Below are 14,222 nucleotides of genomic sequence, written 5' to 3'. Positions count from 1 at the left end.
CACAAATTTTGGGCGCTGTCTGCCGGGTTTTGGAAAAATAATGATTGAGGCAAAGCCCCTAGCCCATCCGGCGATAGGTAAATTCGGTTTCCGGTGCCGCCATGGCATCGGCCAACATCTGCTGCACCCGTGCGTGTTGGGGGGATTTTCCACATACCGGATCGGTCGCCGCAGCATCCCCCGCAATCATCAACGCCTGACACCGGCAGCCGCCAAAATCAATCTCTTTACGGTCGCAGGATTTGCAGGTGTCCGGCATCCAATCCGTCCCGCGATAGGCGTTAAAGGCCGCACTGTTGTACCAGATGTCTGACAGCGGTTTATCGGTGATCTTTTCAAACGTAAGATGCGGGATCATCTGGGCGGAATGACAGGGCAGCACCGTTCCATCGGGCGCAATATTCAGCCCCGCACTGCCCCAGCCGCCCATACATGCCTTTGGGTAATCCGCGTAATAATCCGGTGGCACGAAATCAAAGGCCATCACCCCCCGCAAGCGCCGGGCCGCATCGGCCACCTTTTGCTTGGTCGCTTCGGTCTGTTCGCGTGTGGGCAACAGCGCCGCCCGGTTGCGCGTGGCCCAGCCGTGGAATTGCACACAGGCCACTTCTAACCGGCGCGCGCCCAGTTCCACCGCCATATCAATCGTGCGGTCCAGATCGTTCAGATTATGGCGGTGCATCACAGCATTCAGCGTCAGCGGAATCCCCCGTTGCGCGATTTCTTGCGCGACGGTCAGCTTGCGCTGAAACCCGCCCTTATAGCCGCCGATCCAATCCGCCAGATCCGGCGTGGTTCCCTGAAGCGACAATTGGATATGATCCAGCCCCGCCAGTTCCAGCGCATCCAGCCGTTTTGGCGTTATCCCAATGCCGCTGGTGATCAGGTTGGTATATAGCCCCGCATCATGGGCCGCCTGCGTCAGCTCTACCAGATCAGGGCGCGAGGCCGGTTCCCCCCCCGACAGATGCAATTGCAACACCCCCAGATCAGCCGCCTGACGAAAGGCATCCGCCCATGTCGCAGTGTCCAGTTCGGCGTCTTTGCTCAACAGTTCCAGCGGGTTGGAACAATAGGGACAGGCCAGCGGGCAGCGGTGGGTCAGTTCCGCCAGCATCGCAATCGGCGGCGGGGTGTGGGGGGCCGTCATACCTGCACCCCCACGAATACCCGCGCCCGCAGCGCCATCAGGAAGCGTTGCACATCCTCCATGATCTGTGCGGGCGGGGCGTTATAGGTGGTGGCCAGATCGGCCACGATGTCCTGTACACTATCCACGCCATTGACCCGCGACAGGATCGCCACCCCCACCGTGTCCAGCGCCACCGCCTTTTCCGGGGCCAGCAGCACGGTTTGACCACGCACCCGATCCTGCGCCAGCCGCACGCCCCGCGGGAGGAACGGGCGGTCCTGCGGCCCAAGGCGCAGGTCGGGAACGGGGGTGCCAGAGGGGGCGGCACCCCGAGGGGCCGTATCTTTGGCCCCTGTCGTTGCGGAATGCGATGTCATATCAGCCCCTCGCCCGGTCGCCATGCGCCGGGGGGAATGCGGTCTGGTTCCACATACGCCCCCCACAGCGCATCCAGTTGCGCCCACAGAACGTTGGTTTTGAAAATCAGCGCCTCGCAGGCCATATCCTCTTTTTCCGGGGTATCCGCATGGGTCAGCACCCAGTCCAGCCCATAGGCCACGTCTTTTGGGGCTTCGGTCAGGCGTTTACGGAAATAGGACAGCGATTCAGGATTGGCGAATTCGTAATGCGCCAATAACCCCTCGATCCGGCGTTCATGGATTTTCGGCGCGAACAGTTCCGTCAGGGACGAGGCCACCGCCTGCAACAGCGGCATGTCCCGCACATAGCGGATATAAGCATCCACCGCGAATTGCGTGGCGGGCAACACCCCGCGCCCAGAGGCCACATAATCAGGGTCCAGCCCCACTGCCTCGGCCAGTTTCAGCCAGCGGCGAATACCGCCACCTTCGGCAATGCCGCCATCGTGGTCTTCGATCCGGGATCGCCATTCACGGCGGATTGCCGGATCATAAACCCGCGACATGAACGCCGCGTCTTTCATCGGGATCGCTGCCTGATAGGCCCAGCGATTGATCACCCACGCACGCACCTGATCGGGGGTACAATCACCGCCATGCAAACGATGATGAAACGGGTGTTTATCGTGATAGCGTTCCGCACCGATGGCACGCAGGCGGGCTTCAAGGCTTTCGCGGCTCATATTTCTGTCTCCTGACCGTCGCCCGCGATCTGCCAGCCGTTCCCGATGACATGCGCCCGTTCAGGGCTGTCCGGTTGCCAGATGGGATTTGTGTTATTGATATGAATAAAGGTTTTCGCCGCTTGCAGCCCCGACAGCCGCGCAATGGACCCGTCCGGCCCGCTGATCGGGATATGCCCCATCCGCCGCCCGGTTTTGCCCCCGGTGCCGGTGCGGATCATTTCGTCGTCATCCCATAGCGTCCCGTCGAAAAACACCTGATCGGCATCTGATATCCGATCCAACAACGCATCGGTCACAACCGCACAACCGGGAATGTAATAGGCGACGCGATGACCATCAGACAGCCGCACGCCCACGGTTTGTTCGCCTTCCAGATCGGTCTGAACCTGCGCGCCTTCCATGAACAAAGGCACCTTACCGGGAACCGCGAACAGGGTTGCCAACAGTCCCGGTAACACATCAAACGGCTGATCCAAAGCCACCGAAACGCGGGAAACCTTATCCCGGCTGACCGCATCGAAAATGCGGTTTTGCGCCAGAACATCCAGAATTTCGCCCGTGGCATACAGATCAAAGGCCGTCTGTTCGCGCAGGGACAGCAACCCGGCGATATGGTCAATATCGCCATTGGTCAGCAAAACCGCCCCCACGGGCGTATCCCGCAGGGCCGTGGGGTGCATTTGCGGGCTGGCCTGCATCTGCTGGCGAATATCCGGCGAGGCATTCAGGATCGCCCATTTCGCCCCATCCACCGACACCGCCAGCGATGACTGCCCGGCGGGCGGTATCCGACCCGCGCGGGCATCGTTACAATTGGCACAACCGCAATTCCATTGCGGCAGTCCACCACCGGCAGCGGCCCCCAGAACAAGAAATTTCATGGCTCTGGCCTCCGCTGTCGGTTTGGGTTCAGAACAGGTCCGGCTCGTGGCCGCGGCCACCTTCGTCCTGCGACGGGGCGTACATGTTGATTTCCATGCCGCAGTTTATTTCTTTCATCTTGGGGGCAGTCCAGGCCATCGTCTTCTCCTCCTCTGGCTGGGAATATGTGGTTTCAGCCTAGCCCCGGCAGCCCCCGGCACGAAATGCTGCTTTGGTCGTAAGACCCGCGCTTACGACCACGGCTAAGACCAATGTCGCATAGGCGTGGCGCGGGCCGGTTCATAGCCTGCCGCCATGCGTCACCGTATCCTGTCCCTTTTTCTGATCCTGCCCCTGTGGCCCCTGCTGGCAACAGCCAGCCCCCTGCCGTCCGAAAAGCTGGCACAGTTCATCACGCCGCCGTTTTCGCTGGGTGAACCGTTGAACGACAAGGGCGTCTATAGCCTGCTGAATTCCGGCGGGGCCGAAGCCGGATATGTGTTTGAAACCGAACCGCTGGCCCCGCTTCCCGGATTTTCCGGCGCTCCCATCAACATACTGGTCACACTAGATCTGGAAGGCACGTTTCTGGATGTGCGGCTGATCGAACATAACGAACCAATTTTTGTGTCCGGTCTGGGCGAAGCGCCGTTAAATCAGTTTCTGGAACAATACCGGGGATTGTCCATCGCCTCGTCCATCGTGGTGGGAACGCCCTATGGCGGGGCGGGTCAGGGATCGTCGCTGGTTTATCTGGATGGAGTCACGAAGGCCACCGCCAGCGTGCGGATCGCGCATGAATCCATCATGGGGGCGGCGCTGGCCGTGGCCCGCGAAAAAATGGAAGGGCTGTCGCTGGAGCCACCGGCCTATCCAGACCCATCCGTGCAGGAAACCCTGACGTGGAATGATCTGGTGGCACAGGGGATCGTGACTCACAAACGCATCAGCAACCATGACATTGACGCGCTGTTCGCCGGAACCCTGTGGGAAGATGACGACCCCGAGGCCAAGGATGACCCGGACGCCCCCTATCTGGATCTGTGGGTGGTGGATATTGGCCCGCCGTCCGTCGCGCAGGCGGTACTCAGCGCCGCGGGGATAAAGGAGTTACAGGCGTTCCTGACCATTTCCCCCTATGACGAACCGATCCTGCTGATCGAAACCGCCCGGCATGGACTGGTCGGCCCGGATTTCGTGCGCAACACCGCCCCCGATCTGATCAGCGCGGAACAAGGCGGGTTTCCTGTGGCGCTGCGCGATTCCGATCTGTTGATTGAACTGCGCGACGACCTGCCCGATCCGCTGCTGGATGGCCGCGCCCTGATCCTGCGCACGGACCGGCGGCTGGGTTTTGACCCGGCCAGCCCGTGGGTGCTGCATGTCAGCGCGCTACGCGAACATGGGATGTTTCAGCCAGAAACCGGCAGCGTCACGCTTGATGTGCCGCATACCGGCCCAAGCCGGTTCTACACCCGCCCCGAAGCCCCCCGCACCATCCCCCCGTGGCAAGAAGCACTGCGCAACCGTGCCACCGATCTGCTCTTGTTGTCCGGCTTTCTGGTGCTACTTCTGGCGGGCTTGTTCTGGCGGCAAAGCGGGATGGCCACGCGCCGGGTGCTGACACCGCTGCGGCTGACCATTCTGGCAGGGGTCATTGGCTTTGTCGGTTGGTGGGGTCAGGGGCAATTGTCCATCGTGACCGTGCTGGGCGTCCTGCGCACCGGGATCGAGGGCGGCAGCTTCGGGTTCCTGCTGTATGATCCGTTTTCCCTGTTGATCTGGGGCGTCACACTGTTGGGTTTCATCCTGTGGGGGCGCGGATTATTTTGCGGGTGGCTGTGTCCGTTCGGCGCGATGCAGGAATTTGCGCATCATCTGGGCCGCCTGCTGCACCTGCCGCAATATACCCTGCCCGCCCGCTGGGATGCGCGGCTGAAACGCCTGAAATATCTGGTTCTGGCGGGCATGATCGGAGTCGTGATCATCGCCCCCGACCATGTCGATACCGTGGCCGAGGTGGAGCCGTTCAAAACCGCCATCACCACCTATTTCATACGCGACTGGTATTATGTCGCCTATGCGGCGGGGCTGCTACTGCTGTCTATGGTGCTATTCAAAGGCTTCTGCCGTTATGTCTGCCCACTGGGGGCCGTGATGGCATTGGGCGGGCTGTTGCGGGGCCGCGACTGGATTGCCCGCCGCGACGCCTGTGGCTCTCCCTGCCAACTATGCCGGGTCAAATGCCGTTATCAGGCCATCACCCCCAAGGGCGACATAGATTATTCAGAATGCTTTCAATGCCTTGATTGCGTTTCCATCCATGATGACCAAACCCGCTGCGTCCCGCTGATATTGGCCACGCGGAAGGCCGACAGATTGAAAGCCGCCGAATGACCCCGCGCCCCACCCTGACCCGCCGCCGCTTTCTGGTAATCTCCGCCGCTGCATTGGCGCTGCCCGCTAGGGCCGAACCGATCCGCTGGCAGGGCACAGCATTGGGGGCAGACGCAACGTTGACCCTGCACGCCCCTGCACCGCTGGCCCATCAGGCCATTGCCATTGTGCAACAGGAACTTATCCGGGCCGAAGCGCAGTTCAGCCTCTACAAACCCGGATCGGCCCTCTCGCAATTGAATGCAACCGGGCGATTGGATCACCCGGACCCGGATTTTGTCGCCCTGCTTCGGCAGGTTGACGCAGTCCACACCACCACGAGCGGCGCATTTGATCCAACGGTTCAGCCCCTGTGGCAGGCCTTGGCAAGCGGCGCAGACCCCGCCACGGTCCGCCATCTGATAGGCTGGAACCGTGTACGCGTAACCGACACCCAGATCCGTCTGGCACCCGGTCAATCGCTCACGCTGAACGGCATTGCACAGGGCTTTGTGACTGATCGTATCGCAACCCGCCTGCGCGGGCTGGGGCTGACACGGGTGCTGGTCAATATCGGCGAATTTGCCGCCATCGGCGGCCCCTTTCGTATGGGGGTGACAGACCCCCGGCATGGACAGGTCCATACGCAAATCTTGCAAAACCGCGCCATCGCCACCAGCGCCCCCGCCGCCACCCTGTTGCGCGGCCACCCCCATATCTTGAATCCACAAGACAGCGAAAACAACACAGATTGGTCCTCGGTCACGGTGACAGCACCGCACGCTGGACTGGCTGACGCACTATCCACCGCATTTTGCCTTATGTCCCCGCAGAACATCAGGGCCACCCTGCCCCACCATCCCCAGACCTCTGCCTTGCTGGCCACGGATAGCGGTACGCTTTTGCAAATTTAATGTCTCAAAACCCCGACAGCAGCCCCCGGTCAGTACAGACGATCTGCTGCTTCTTTCTGATCCCAAATACTCATTCCAAGGGTTCAGCTTTTGAAAACGTAAAATGGTGCGGGTGGAGGGCATACAACTTTACTAGATATAGATATCAGAAAGCATCAGAAATTATCATCCGCACTTGTTTTCCTATTAAAACAGGCATTATATGAAATCAGGCCCTATCAGGCGAAATCACCCTATACTACATCTATAAGGGGACTGAAACGGGGACTATATTTATGGCGGAAAAGGTGGACTGGTACAATGAGAGCGCGAAACCGCCTAAGTGCGAAGGGCGCGGCGTCCCTTGGGGCAGGCAAGTTTGCCGATGGCGGAGGCTTGTGGCTGTACAAGACAAACCGCATATCCGGGAAATGGGTTTTCCGTGTCACTGTTCACGGCAAGCGCCGGGAAATGGGGCTGGGCGGCTTCCCTGATATTTCCTTGTCAGAGGCCCGCAAGAAAGCGGATCGGGCAAGAGCAATCGCACAAGACGGGCTGGATCCGATAAAAGAGCGCGAAAAAGCCAAGCGTGAGGCCGTCCGAAACCTGCACATGTTGAGCGATGTGGCGATTGACGCTTTCGAAGCCCGCAAAGCTGAACTGAAAGGCGATGGAAAGGCGGGGCGCTGGTTTAGCCCTTTGGAACTTCACGTTCTACCCCGGCTGGGCAAAATGCCGGTTTCGGATATTGATCAGATCGACATTCGGGACACATTGTCCCCAATCTGGCACAGCAAAGCAGAAACCGCCAAGAAAGCCCTGAACCGTCTTAGCCTCTGTCTGAAGCATGGTGCCGCGCTGGGCCTTGATGTTGATCTACAGGCCCCGGAAAAGGCCCGCGCCCTGCTGGGCAAACAACGGCATGAGGCAAAACACATTCCCGCCATGCCGTGGGCTGATGTTCCCGCCTTCTATCACTCATTGACTGATGGCACCGTAACTCAGCTTGCCTTGCGGTTGCTTATCCTTACTGGGGTTCGTTCTGCCCCGATCCGTTTCGCCCATCTGGATCAATTCGAGGGAAACGTTTGGACCATTCCCGCCGATCTGGTGAAGGGCCGCAAAGGCATGACAACAGATTTCAAGGTGCCGCTTTCGCAAGAGGCGCGGGCCGTGGTGCAAGCGGCCAAGCTTCATGAACGGAACGGATTTCTTTTCCCCGGCACCCGTAAGGGCGTGATTTCAGACGCCACTATGAGCAAGCACATGTCCGACAAGGGCATAGACTATCGCCCACACGGGTTTCGCTCGTCATTTCGAGATTGGACTGCAGATACCACGAATACGCCGTTCGAGGTAGCGGAAACCGCTATCGGTCACACTGTCGGGGGCAGCGTTGAACGCGCTTACAGACGTACGGATTATTTAGAGCAACGCCGCGTTCTGCATGAACGCTGGGCGCAATACATCACGGGGCAATCTGGGCAAGTAGTTAGGTCGTGGGGGAAAAACTGAATGGATAAGCGAGAAGTGGACAAGAGCGTCTTACGGGCGCTCATTCAAAAGATCCCCAGCCGTGTCGATACTCGTGATTGGCATAAAAAATATATCGGTTGCTCCATCAGCTTTGACGAAGCCGTTTCCAAGGTGGCATATGTATTTGCGACACAGGCACAATCATTTGCCCCATTTGGCTTGGCCGAAAACGGACCAGGTAGCGAGTTCGCTGAAGCCATCGTTGAGTTCCCGCGCTACTTCAGTGGCTTAGGCCCTTCACCAGAAGAAGTGGCGACCGTCATCGACAGGGCAAGTCAAGATTACGCAGCGTTTATTGTACTTCGATTTTTGTGCATGATAACCCCACAAGGCTCATATGAAGCCTTGGACGACTGGAAACGAAAGGAGTATTTCGGCCTCGTCAAGCAGCCCGCCAAATCGAAAGGCTCCGGTCGTAACAAATATATCGCCCGTGACGTGCTAATTGTAAATCAGATTAAAGGGCTTACGAATTTGGGATTCAAACCCACTCGAAACCGCGCGAAAAAGCCAGGGGGTGCGAACACCAGTGCATGCGACGTTGTGGCAAAGGCGACGAACAAATGCGGGAAGGAAATTATGGCTATGGATTATGCCGCCATCGAGAATATTTGGAGAAAGCGTGATCAATTTCCCTGCATGAATTATTTTGCCGAAGTATTGATCTACGCCCTTCGTCCGTGAAATTAGGCCCCTTATTTTACGGACGCTTTTTTGCAAGAACCATCATCAGGTGCCAGCCATGATCAACTGTCAAAACAGAAAGGCTGACCTTGATGGCACATTCTAACACCCGCCCGCTGCGCAATACTGACACAGCCCTTGACCCCCTGCTTTCCGGCAAAGAGGCCGCGCACTATCTTGGCATGAGCTACCCCACCTTTCTGCGTCGCGTGGCGGATGGCACTGTCCCGTCACCAATCAAATTGGGCGCTCTGTCTCGCTGGCCGAAATCAGAAATCCTCGCCGTTATTGAGAATGCGAAAGCCGCACGCCACTCCGCATAAGAAAACCGCCACCCTTGGGATGGGGCGGCGGCGGTATTTGTTACGGTTAGTAGGATAGCCCAAACATAGCACCTTGCGTCCCGGCCCACAATAATTGAGGCCGAGCAATGGCTCAAACCACGTCGAAACAATGGCGACCCGCAAAAATATGGAGAGCGGGTCGATGACAGACGCCAAGCAAATCACCTTGAACCTGCGGGGAGCGTGGCATAGCCGCTATGGCGTGGCCCCCTGCCCGATCTGCCAACCCGAAGGACGCCAGACACAGAACGCCTTGACGCTGGCCGATAGCCCGGATGGGCGCTTGCTGCTGAACTGCAAGAAATCAGGATGCAGCTTCACGGATATTCTGACTGCCGCAGGCATCCGGGCTGGGGATTACACGCCACCTGACCCGGCTGTGATTGCCCGGCGTGAAGCGCTGGCCAAGGCCCAAGCCGAACGGAAAGAACGGCAAGCACTATCACTGTGGAATGAGGCCCAGCCGATCAAGGGAACCATCGCAGAAACCTATCTGCGGGGGCGTGGTATCACCTGCGCCCTTGCCGACACGCTGCGGTTTCATCCCCAAGCATGGCACCTCACGGCGCAACGCTTTCCGGCGATGCTGGCCCGCGTAGATGGGGCCGAACGGTTCGCGGTTCACCGCACCTATCTGCGCCACGATGGTAACGGCAAGGCGGATATTGAACCCGATAAGGCCATGCTGGGCGCAACCGCCGGGGGCGCTGTGCGACTCAGTGAGGGCCAAGACGCCCTTGCAGTGGGGGAAGGAATAGAAACCACCCTGTCGCTACTGTGCGGCCTGCTGCGCGGCCCTGTGACCGCGTGGGCGGCGCTGTCCACGTCCGGCATGTCCGGGCTGCGCCTGCCAGATCGTCCCGGCAAGCTGATTATCGCCACCGATGGGGAGGACGCAGGCCGCGCCGCTGGAACCGCTCTTGCCACCCGTGCCGCTGCGCTGGGCTGGACCGTTAGCACACTTCCCGCGCCGGATAAGCGCGACTGGAACGATATTTTAATGATGAAAGGGGCCACCACATGAACGCGCCCATCACACCCGAACTTGTCCCGTTTAAGGCCGAAGGCCCCCAGCCGCTCTTGCGCGAAATCCCGCAGGGCGACCCCTACCCGGTGGAGGCGCTGGGGCCGATCAGGAACGCGGTGGAGGCTGTCCACGACATAACGCAGGCCCCGGTAGGTATCGCAGCACAATCCGCGCTGTCGGTGGCGTCCTTGGCCGTGCAGCCCTTCGCGGATGTTGAAACCTTGGGCGGGGATGCACCCTGTTCCCTGTTTTGCCTGACCATTGCGGAAAGTGGCGAACGGAAATCATCCTGCGACCGCCTGCTTATGCGGGGTGTTCGTGACTATGAAAAGGCACAAGGCCAAACCTATCGGGATGACTTTTCGGAATATGAAATCTCAAAGGAAATCTGGACAGGCAAACGCAAGCGCTTGCTGACCGAAGCCGCCGGAAATGACAAAGCCAAGGCCACCAATGCCGAAGCCGATCTGAGGGCCTTGGGGCCGGAACCCCGCGCCCCGCTGTTGCCGAATGTCACCGCACAGGAACCCACTTTCGAGGGCCTTTTGAAATTGTATCAGGCCGGACGCCCCGCGCTGGGCCTGTTTAATGATGACGCTGGGGGGTTCATCGGGGGCCATGCCATGAACTCGGATAACAGGCTGAAAACCATTGCCGGACTATCAAAGCTTTGGAACGGCGACACCGTGGACCGTATCCGTTCGGGCGATGGGGCAAGCGACTATCCGGGGCGCAGACTTGCCATGCACCTGATGGCCCAGCCGATTGCCGCCCGCCCGCTGATGGCTGACCCGCAGGCAGCAGGACAAGGCTTTCTGGCCCGGTTCCTGATTACCGAACCGCCCAGCACCATCGGGACGCGATTAAGGCGCGGCCACAACCACACCAGCGATGCAGAAGTTTCCATTTTCACGGCACGGTTGGCCGCTGTCCTTGATAGCCCCATGCCCACGGGGGACAGTGCGCAGGAATTGGCCCCGCAGCGGCTTCCCTTGTCACCGCAGGCCAAAGAACTGTTGTGGCGGTTCTATGAGGCTGTGGAAGTGTCACAGGTTGGCGGTGGGGCAATGGAACATGTCCGGGCCTATGCCAGCAAAGCCGCAGAACAGGCCGCACGAATTGCCGGGGTGCTGACCCTGTGGGACGATCTGGACGCCCCGCAGGTGACACCGCAGGCGATGGGCTGGGGCGTGACGCTGGCGCAATACTACCTGACCGAAGCCCGCAGGCTGGCCGAAGCGGGGCTTGTATCCGAGGAAACCGCGAAGGCCGAACGGCTGCGGCATTGGCTGCTGGAAAGCTGGGGGTATGATGATGTGACCCCGCGCGAAATCCTGAGAATGGGGCCCAATTCATTGCGCGAAGCGAAAGAGGCGAAGAAGGCAATTGCCACGCTTGAGCGGCATGGCTGGCTTGTCCCCTTGCCCGAAGGTGCAACGGTACGGGGTGCCCAGCGCAAAGAAGCCTATCGGATTGTGAGGCCCACCCATGCTGTTTGATGTGCAAGCCGCCCTGTCGGACATTCTAAATTCACCACCCGCCCCTTGCGATTCCCGCGATTTCCGCGATTCCACGGGGGCAAAATCGCAACAATCGCAACCGCAGGAAGGGGGAAGAAAATCGCCAACCGGGCTTTCTGAAACTCAATCAGCCCCCGTTGCGACACCCGCGACACCCGCGACAAACTTCCAGAAATCGGCCCCCGTGTCGCGAATGTCGCGGGTGTCGCAGCCGCAGGCATCCGCCCCGCCGCCACCGACTTGCGCAGTTTGCGGAAAGTCTGATTGGCTGGTGGCAGTGACCGACATAAACCGCCGGACGATGCACGTTGCCTGTTGGAAGGCCGACCAAGCACGTCAGAGAGAGAAGGACGATAGAATGAGAAAGGCGCGATGAGCATTGAACTGACGGGTGGTATCATCACTGCAGAAACCACCAAAGGCGTAAACGGTATCCGGCATGTGCCTGACAATATCGGCAAGCGTCATTTCTTCATGACACTCATCGAGGACGAAGGTGAAGCCGTCCTGTGGTCCGGGGCAAGCTACAGTGAAGCCAAGGAGCAAGCCCGAGGCGCGGCAATAGATTGTGGCTGTGGCGTCAACAACAGGGCGCTGGGCATAGCCTGACAAACGCAAGGGGGGCGTGAAAAGTCGACAAATGTTGACGTTTCGCGGCCCCTTGGCCCACATACAGCCGGGGAAACCGCAGCAGAACGCCTATGTCGAGCACTACAACCACACGGTCAGGCATGAATGGCTGGACCAATACATCATCGAAAGCATCGAGGAGGCTCAGGATCAGGCCACACAATGGCTCTGGACTTAAAACAACGACCGCCCCAACATGGGCATAGGCGGCATCACACCCGCAATGAAACTGGCAATGGCCGCGTAAGTTCTACGGATGCACCCCGTTAAAAATGGGGAAATTACCTCGCCAGTTCGATTCTGGTCCGCCGCTTCAATCTCAGATTACCCCCCATTTTGCTCGCAATAGGCGCGGCAAACCTCAACCTTTCGCAATACCTTTTCGCGCGTTGTCACCTATTGAGAAGGAGTGAGGCAGGTGCATCTGAAGATGCCCGCTAGAAATCAGAATCCCGAGAGCGCCTTGTGGAGGCTTAGCCCCGAAAGATGCACAGAGGGTGGTCAATCAAGGTTGTCCAGAGGGAACGCGCGCATAGCATCAAAAATGATATGAAATGATAAGGTTGTTAAGGAATGTTAAGGTCTGTGGCGCATGTTTTCTTGGAAGTATGTTCATTTCCTTTGAACTTATCCCTGCGCGTGCAGGGGAACCTGCATCTGGTGCTTCCATTCCGGCGAGGCGCGGGGCTATCCATCTGCTCTTTCAGCAGCAGGTAATTGCGAATGGACGGCATTTTGCCACCAAGTTCGGACATGAGCGCACGGCCCGGAACCAAGGCCAGAAGGTTGGCCCCGTTTTTTTGCCGTTCATGGCCTGTGTCAGCACGTCAGAAAGCAACTGCTTCGTGGATTTGGACGTGATGTTGGCGCGCTCGAAGCGTCCCTCGCGCGGCGTGCGACCGCGCATTTCGAACTCACCCCCCTCGGACTTGAAAATATCCGATCTGGTGACTATTTCGGTGTAGTCGATGCTGCGCTTGCTGGCTTAGCTGAGGTTTAGGGGGGCGTCCCCTTTACTTCCCAGCAGCCGCAGCACGACGCTTTCATCACGCATGTATGCCAATTTTCCGGCGCGAATTGCATTTGAAAGACCGCGTTCAGCATCATTCCAGCCATAGACGGTCATAACGATGCGCCCGGGTTGACCGCGCGAAGTCTCTCCTTCTACCTTGAGGTTTGCAATAATGGGATGCCCGGCAGCGGTACGGGCTGATGTGACAATTCGATAGTCACTGTCTTGGCGGTTTTGCTGGATCACTACCTCTGGATCATCAAGCAACTCTGGGAGGCGCATGATGGCTTCATGCGCGTCTTTATGTTTCTTCAGGACTGTCTGGATTTTTGATCCCCGCATATAAATGCGGCCCGTTGGGACACCTATACCAGATAGGATCGGGCCAACCTTTCCAACCAACAAGTCTGGGCTGAGTGTCTTGTCGCCTTGCAGTAGACGCACCAGCATGGATTGCCATGACTTGCGGCTGACGCCCACCATTTCGCTTTCGCTGCGGGCGTCGCGGTTTGCAGAAGCGCCACCATCCGGCCCGCGCCCGCCCACGGTGCCATTTGCGATCCGCTCCATCACCTGACCGGCGGACAGGAAGCCTTGCCCTTTGAACCCATTGCCCAGCGCCTCGAAAAACTGTTGGATCTTGCGCAACGCTGTGCCGACAAGCCCTGTGTCGGCCCAAGCGTCACGTGAATTGCGGTAGAGTTCCGCCACCATTTCTTCGGACTGGTTGCCAACTGGCAGGTTCGGATAGCGTTCCGCGATTGCGGTGCGCAGTTCAGGCTGTGAGCGGGCCTTGCGAACCAGCGCCTTCCATTCCGCCGCAGTGAACAGACCGTATTTCACGCCCCAAAGCTGTTTGAATCGCCCCGGTTTCACCGTAGACCTTTAGCTTCATTTTACGCGACCATATCGAGCACGTCGCGTTGTGCATAGAAGTTCTCTTCGGCTTCGGCTGGCGGGATATTTCCGATGGGCCCAAGCAGGCGGCGGTTGTTGAACCAGTCGCCCCATCCCACGATGCGATCAGCGAATGTGTCGATGACGAAGGCCACATAAACAAAGCCTTGCCACGTGGACACATAGGTAAAATCGCTGACCCAGA

General features: G+C 58.8%; 15 protein-coding genes and 2 pseudogenes. 8 read left to right on the top strand and 9 right to left on the bottom strand.

What is annotated here, in order from left to right; translation table 11 throughout:
• Window positions 1-58 precede the first annotated feature (58 nt).
• Genes pqqE through pqqA form a run of 5 tightly spaced genes read right to left on the bottom strand, consistent with a single transcriptional unit; the run spans window position 59 to window position 3,257 of the window.
• Window positions 59-1,150, bottom strand: a complete 1,092-nt coding sequence (gene pqqE, locus FN828_RS16815) for a pyrroloquinoline quinone biosynthesis protein PqqE (protein WP_142494580.1) — start codon at window positions 1,148-1,150, stop codon at window positions 59-61.
• Window positions 1,147-1,509 carry a pyrroloquinoline quinone biosynthesis peptide chaperone PqqD gene (pqqD, locus tag FN828_RS16810; protein WP_142494579.1) on the bottom strand — a complete coding sequence of 121 codons (363 nt, stop codon included), beginning with the start codon at window positions 1,507-1,509 and terminating at the stop codon, window positions 1,147-1,149. The genes pqqE and pqqD overlap by 4 nt, the downstream gene beginning before the upstream one ends.
• Window positions 1,506-2,234, bottom strand: coding sequence for a pyrroloquinoline-quinone synthase PqqC (gene pqqC, locus FN828_RS16805; protein WP_142494578.1), 729 nt, complete (start codon window positions 2,232-2,234; stop codon window positions 1,506-1,508). The genes pqqD and pqqC overlap by 4 nt, the downstream gene beginning before the upstream one ends.
• On the bottom strand, window positions 2,231-3,118 hold the full coding sequence (gene pqqB / locus FN828_RS16800; RefSeq protein WP_142494577.1) for a pyrroloquinoline quinone biosynthesis protein PqqB: 888 nt from the start codon (window positions 3,116-3,118) through the stop codon (window positions 2,231-2,233). The genes pqqC and pqqB overlap by 4 nt, the downstream gene beginning before the upstream one ends.
• Before the next feature lie 28 nt (window positions 3,119-3,146).
• Complete coding sequence (gene pqqA / locus FN828_RS16795; RefSeq protein ID WP_142494576.1) at window positions 3,147-3,257, bottom strand: pyrroloquinoline quinone precursor peptide PqqA; 111 nt, start codon at window positions 3,255-3,257, stop codon at window positions 3,147-3,149.
• Between the two features lie 156 nt (window positions 3,258-3,413).
• Here pqqA and FN828_RS16790 point away from each other — a divergent pair, with 156 nt between their 5' ends.
• The 6 genes from FN828_RS16790 (at window position 3,414) to FN828_RS16760 (ending at window position 11,457) form a co-directional block, all read left to right on the top strand.
• Complete coding sequence (locus FN828_RS16790; RefSeq protein WP_142494575.1) at window positions 3,414-5,495, top strand: 4Fe-4S binding protein; 2,082 nt, start codon at window positions 3,414-3,416, stop codon at window positions 5,493-5,495.
• Window positions 5,492-6,388, top strand: a complete 897-nt coding sequence (locus FN828_RS16785; protein WP_142494574.1) for an FAD:protein FMN transferase — start codon at window positions 5,492-5,494, stop codon at window positions 6,386-6,388. The genes FN828_RS16790 and FN828_RS16785 overlap by 4 nt, the downstream gene beginning before the upstream one ends.
• A 300-nt stretch (window positions 6,389-6,688) precedes the next feature.
• On the top strand, window positions 6,689-7,882 hold the full coding sequence (locus FN828_RS16780) for a tyrosine-type recombinase/integrase (RefSeq protein ID WP_142494573.1): 1,194 nt from the start codon (window positions 6,689-6,691) through the stop codon (window positions 7,880-7,882).
• Window positions 7,883-8,587, top strand: a complete 705-nt coding sequence (locus FN828_RS16775) for a hypothetical protein (protein WP_142494572.1) — start codon at window positions 7,883-7,885, stop codon at window positions 8,585-8,587.
• 486 nt (window positions 8,588-9,073) lie between these two features.
• Window positions 9,074-9,955 carry a DUF7146 domain-containing protein gene (locus tag FN828_RS16765; RefSeq protein WP_142494570.1) on the top strand — a complete coding sequence of 294 codons (882 nt, stop codon included), beginning with the start codon at window positions 9,074-9,076 and terminating at the stop codon, window positions 9,953-9,955.
• Entirely contained in the window at window positions 9,952-11,457 is a 1,506-nt protein-coding gene (locus FN828_RS16760) for a YfjI family protein (protein WP_142494569.1), read from the top strand. The genes FN828_RS16765 and FN828_RS16760 overlap by 4 nt, the downstream gene beginning before the upstream one ends.
• 144 nt (window positions 11,458-11,601) lie before the next feature.
• Here FN828_RS16760 and FN828_RS20660 read toward each other — a convergent pair whose 3' ends face one another.
• Entirely contained in the window at window positions 11,602-11,766 is a 165-nt protein-coding gene (locus FN828_RS20660) for a hypothetical protein (RefSeq protein WP_185959074.1), read from the bottom strand.
• 84 nt (window positions 11,767-11,850) lie between these two features.
• Between FN828_RS20660 and FN828_RS16755 the strand changes: the two genes are divergently transcribed.
• Window positions 11,851-12,087 carry a hypothetical protein gene (locus FN828_RS16755; RefSeq protein WP_142494568.1) on the top strand — a complete coding sequence of 79 codons (237 nt, stop codon included), beginning with the start codon at window positions 11,851-11,853 and terminating at the stop codon, window positions 12,085-12,087.
• Window positions 12,088-12,139: 52 nt separating this feature from the next.
• Window positions 12,140-12,355, top strand: a pseudogene (locus FN828_RS16750) (integrase core domain-containing protein); the annotation flags it as partial.
• 319 nt (window positions 12,356-12,674) lie between these two features.
• Here the strand turns inward: FN828_RS16750 and FN828_RS21145 are convergent.
• From FN828_RS21145 to FN828_RS16740, 3 genes and pseudogenes are all read right to left on the bottom strand, one after another.
• The gene (locus FN828_RS21145) at window positions 12,675-12,890 is read right to left on the bottom strand and encodes a hypothetical protein (RefSeq protein WP_408033813.1); all 216 of its coding nucleotides are present in this window, start codon (window positions 12,888-12,890) and stop codon (window positions 12,675-12,677) included.
• Window positions 12,891-13,093: 203 nt separating this feature from the next.
• A complete protein-coding gene (locus tag FN828_RS16745) occupies window positions 13,094-13,831 on the bottom strand; it encodes a MuF-C-terminal domain-containing protein (RefSeq protein ID WP_185959072.1) in 738 nt (245 codons plus the stop codon).
• A gap of 185 nt (window positions 13,832-14,016) precedes the next feature.
• Window positions 14,017-14,222, bottom strand: a pseudogene (locus FN828_RS16740) (hypothetical protein); the annotation flags it as partial.

This window comes from Thalassovita litoralis, assembly GCF_900182725.1.
Taxonomy (GTDB): Bacteria; Pseudomonadota; Alphaproteobacteria; order Rhodobacterales; family Rhodobacteraceae; genus Thalassobius; species Thalassobius litoralis.
The sequence above is the reverse complement of the archived record's forward strand: the minus strand, read 5'-3'. Positions and strand labels throughout refer to the sequence as shown.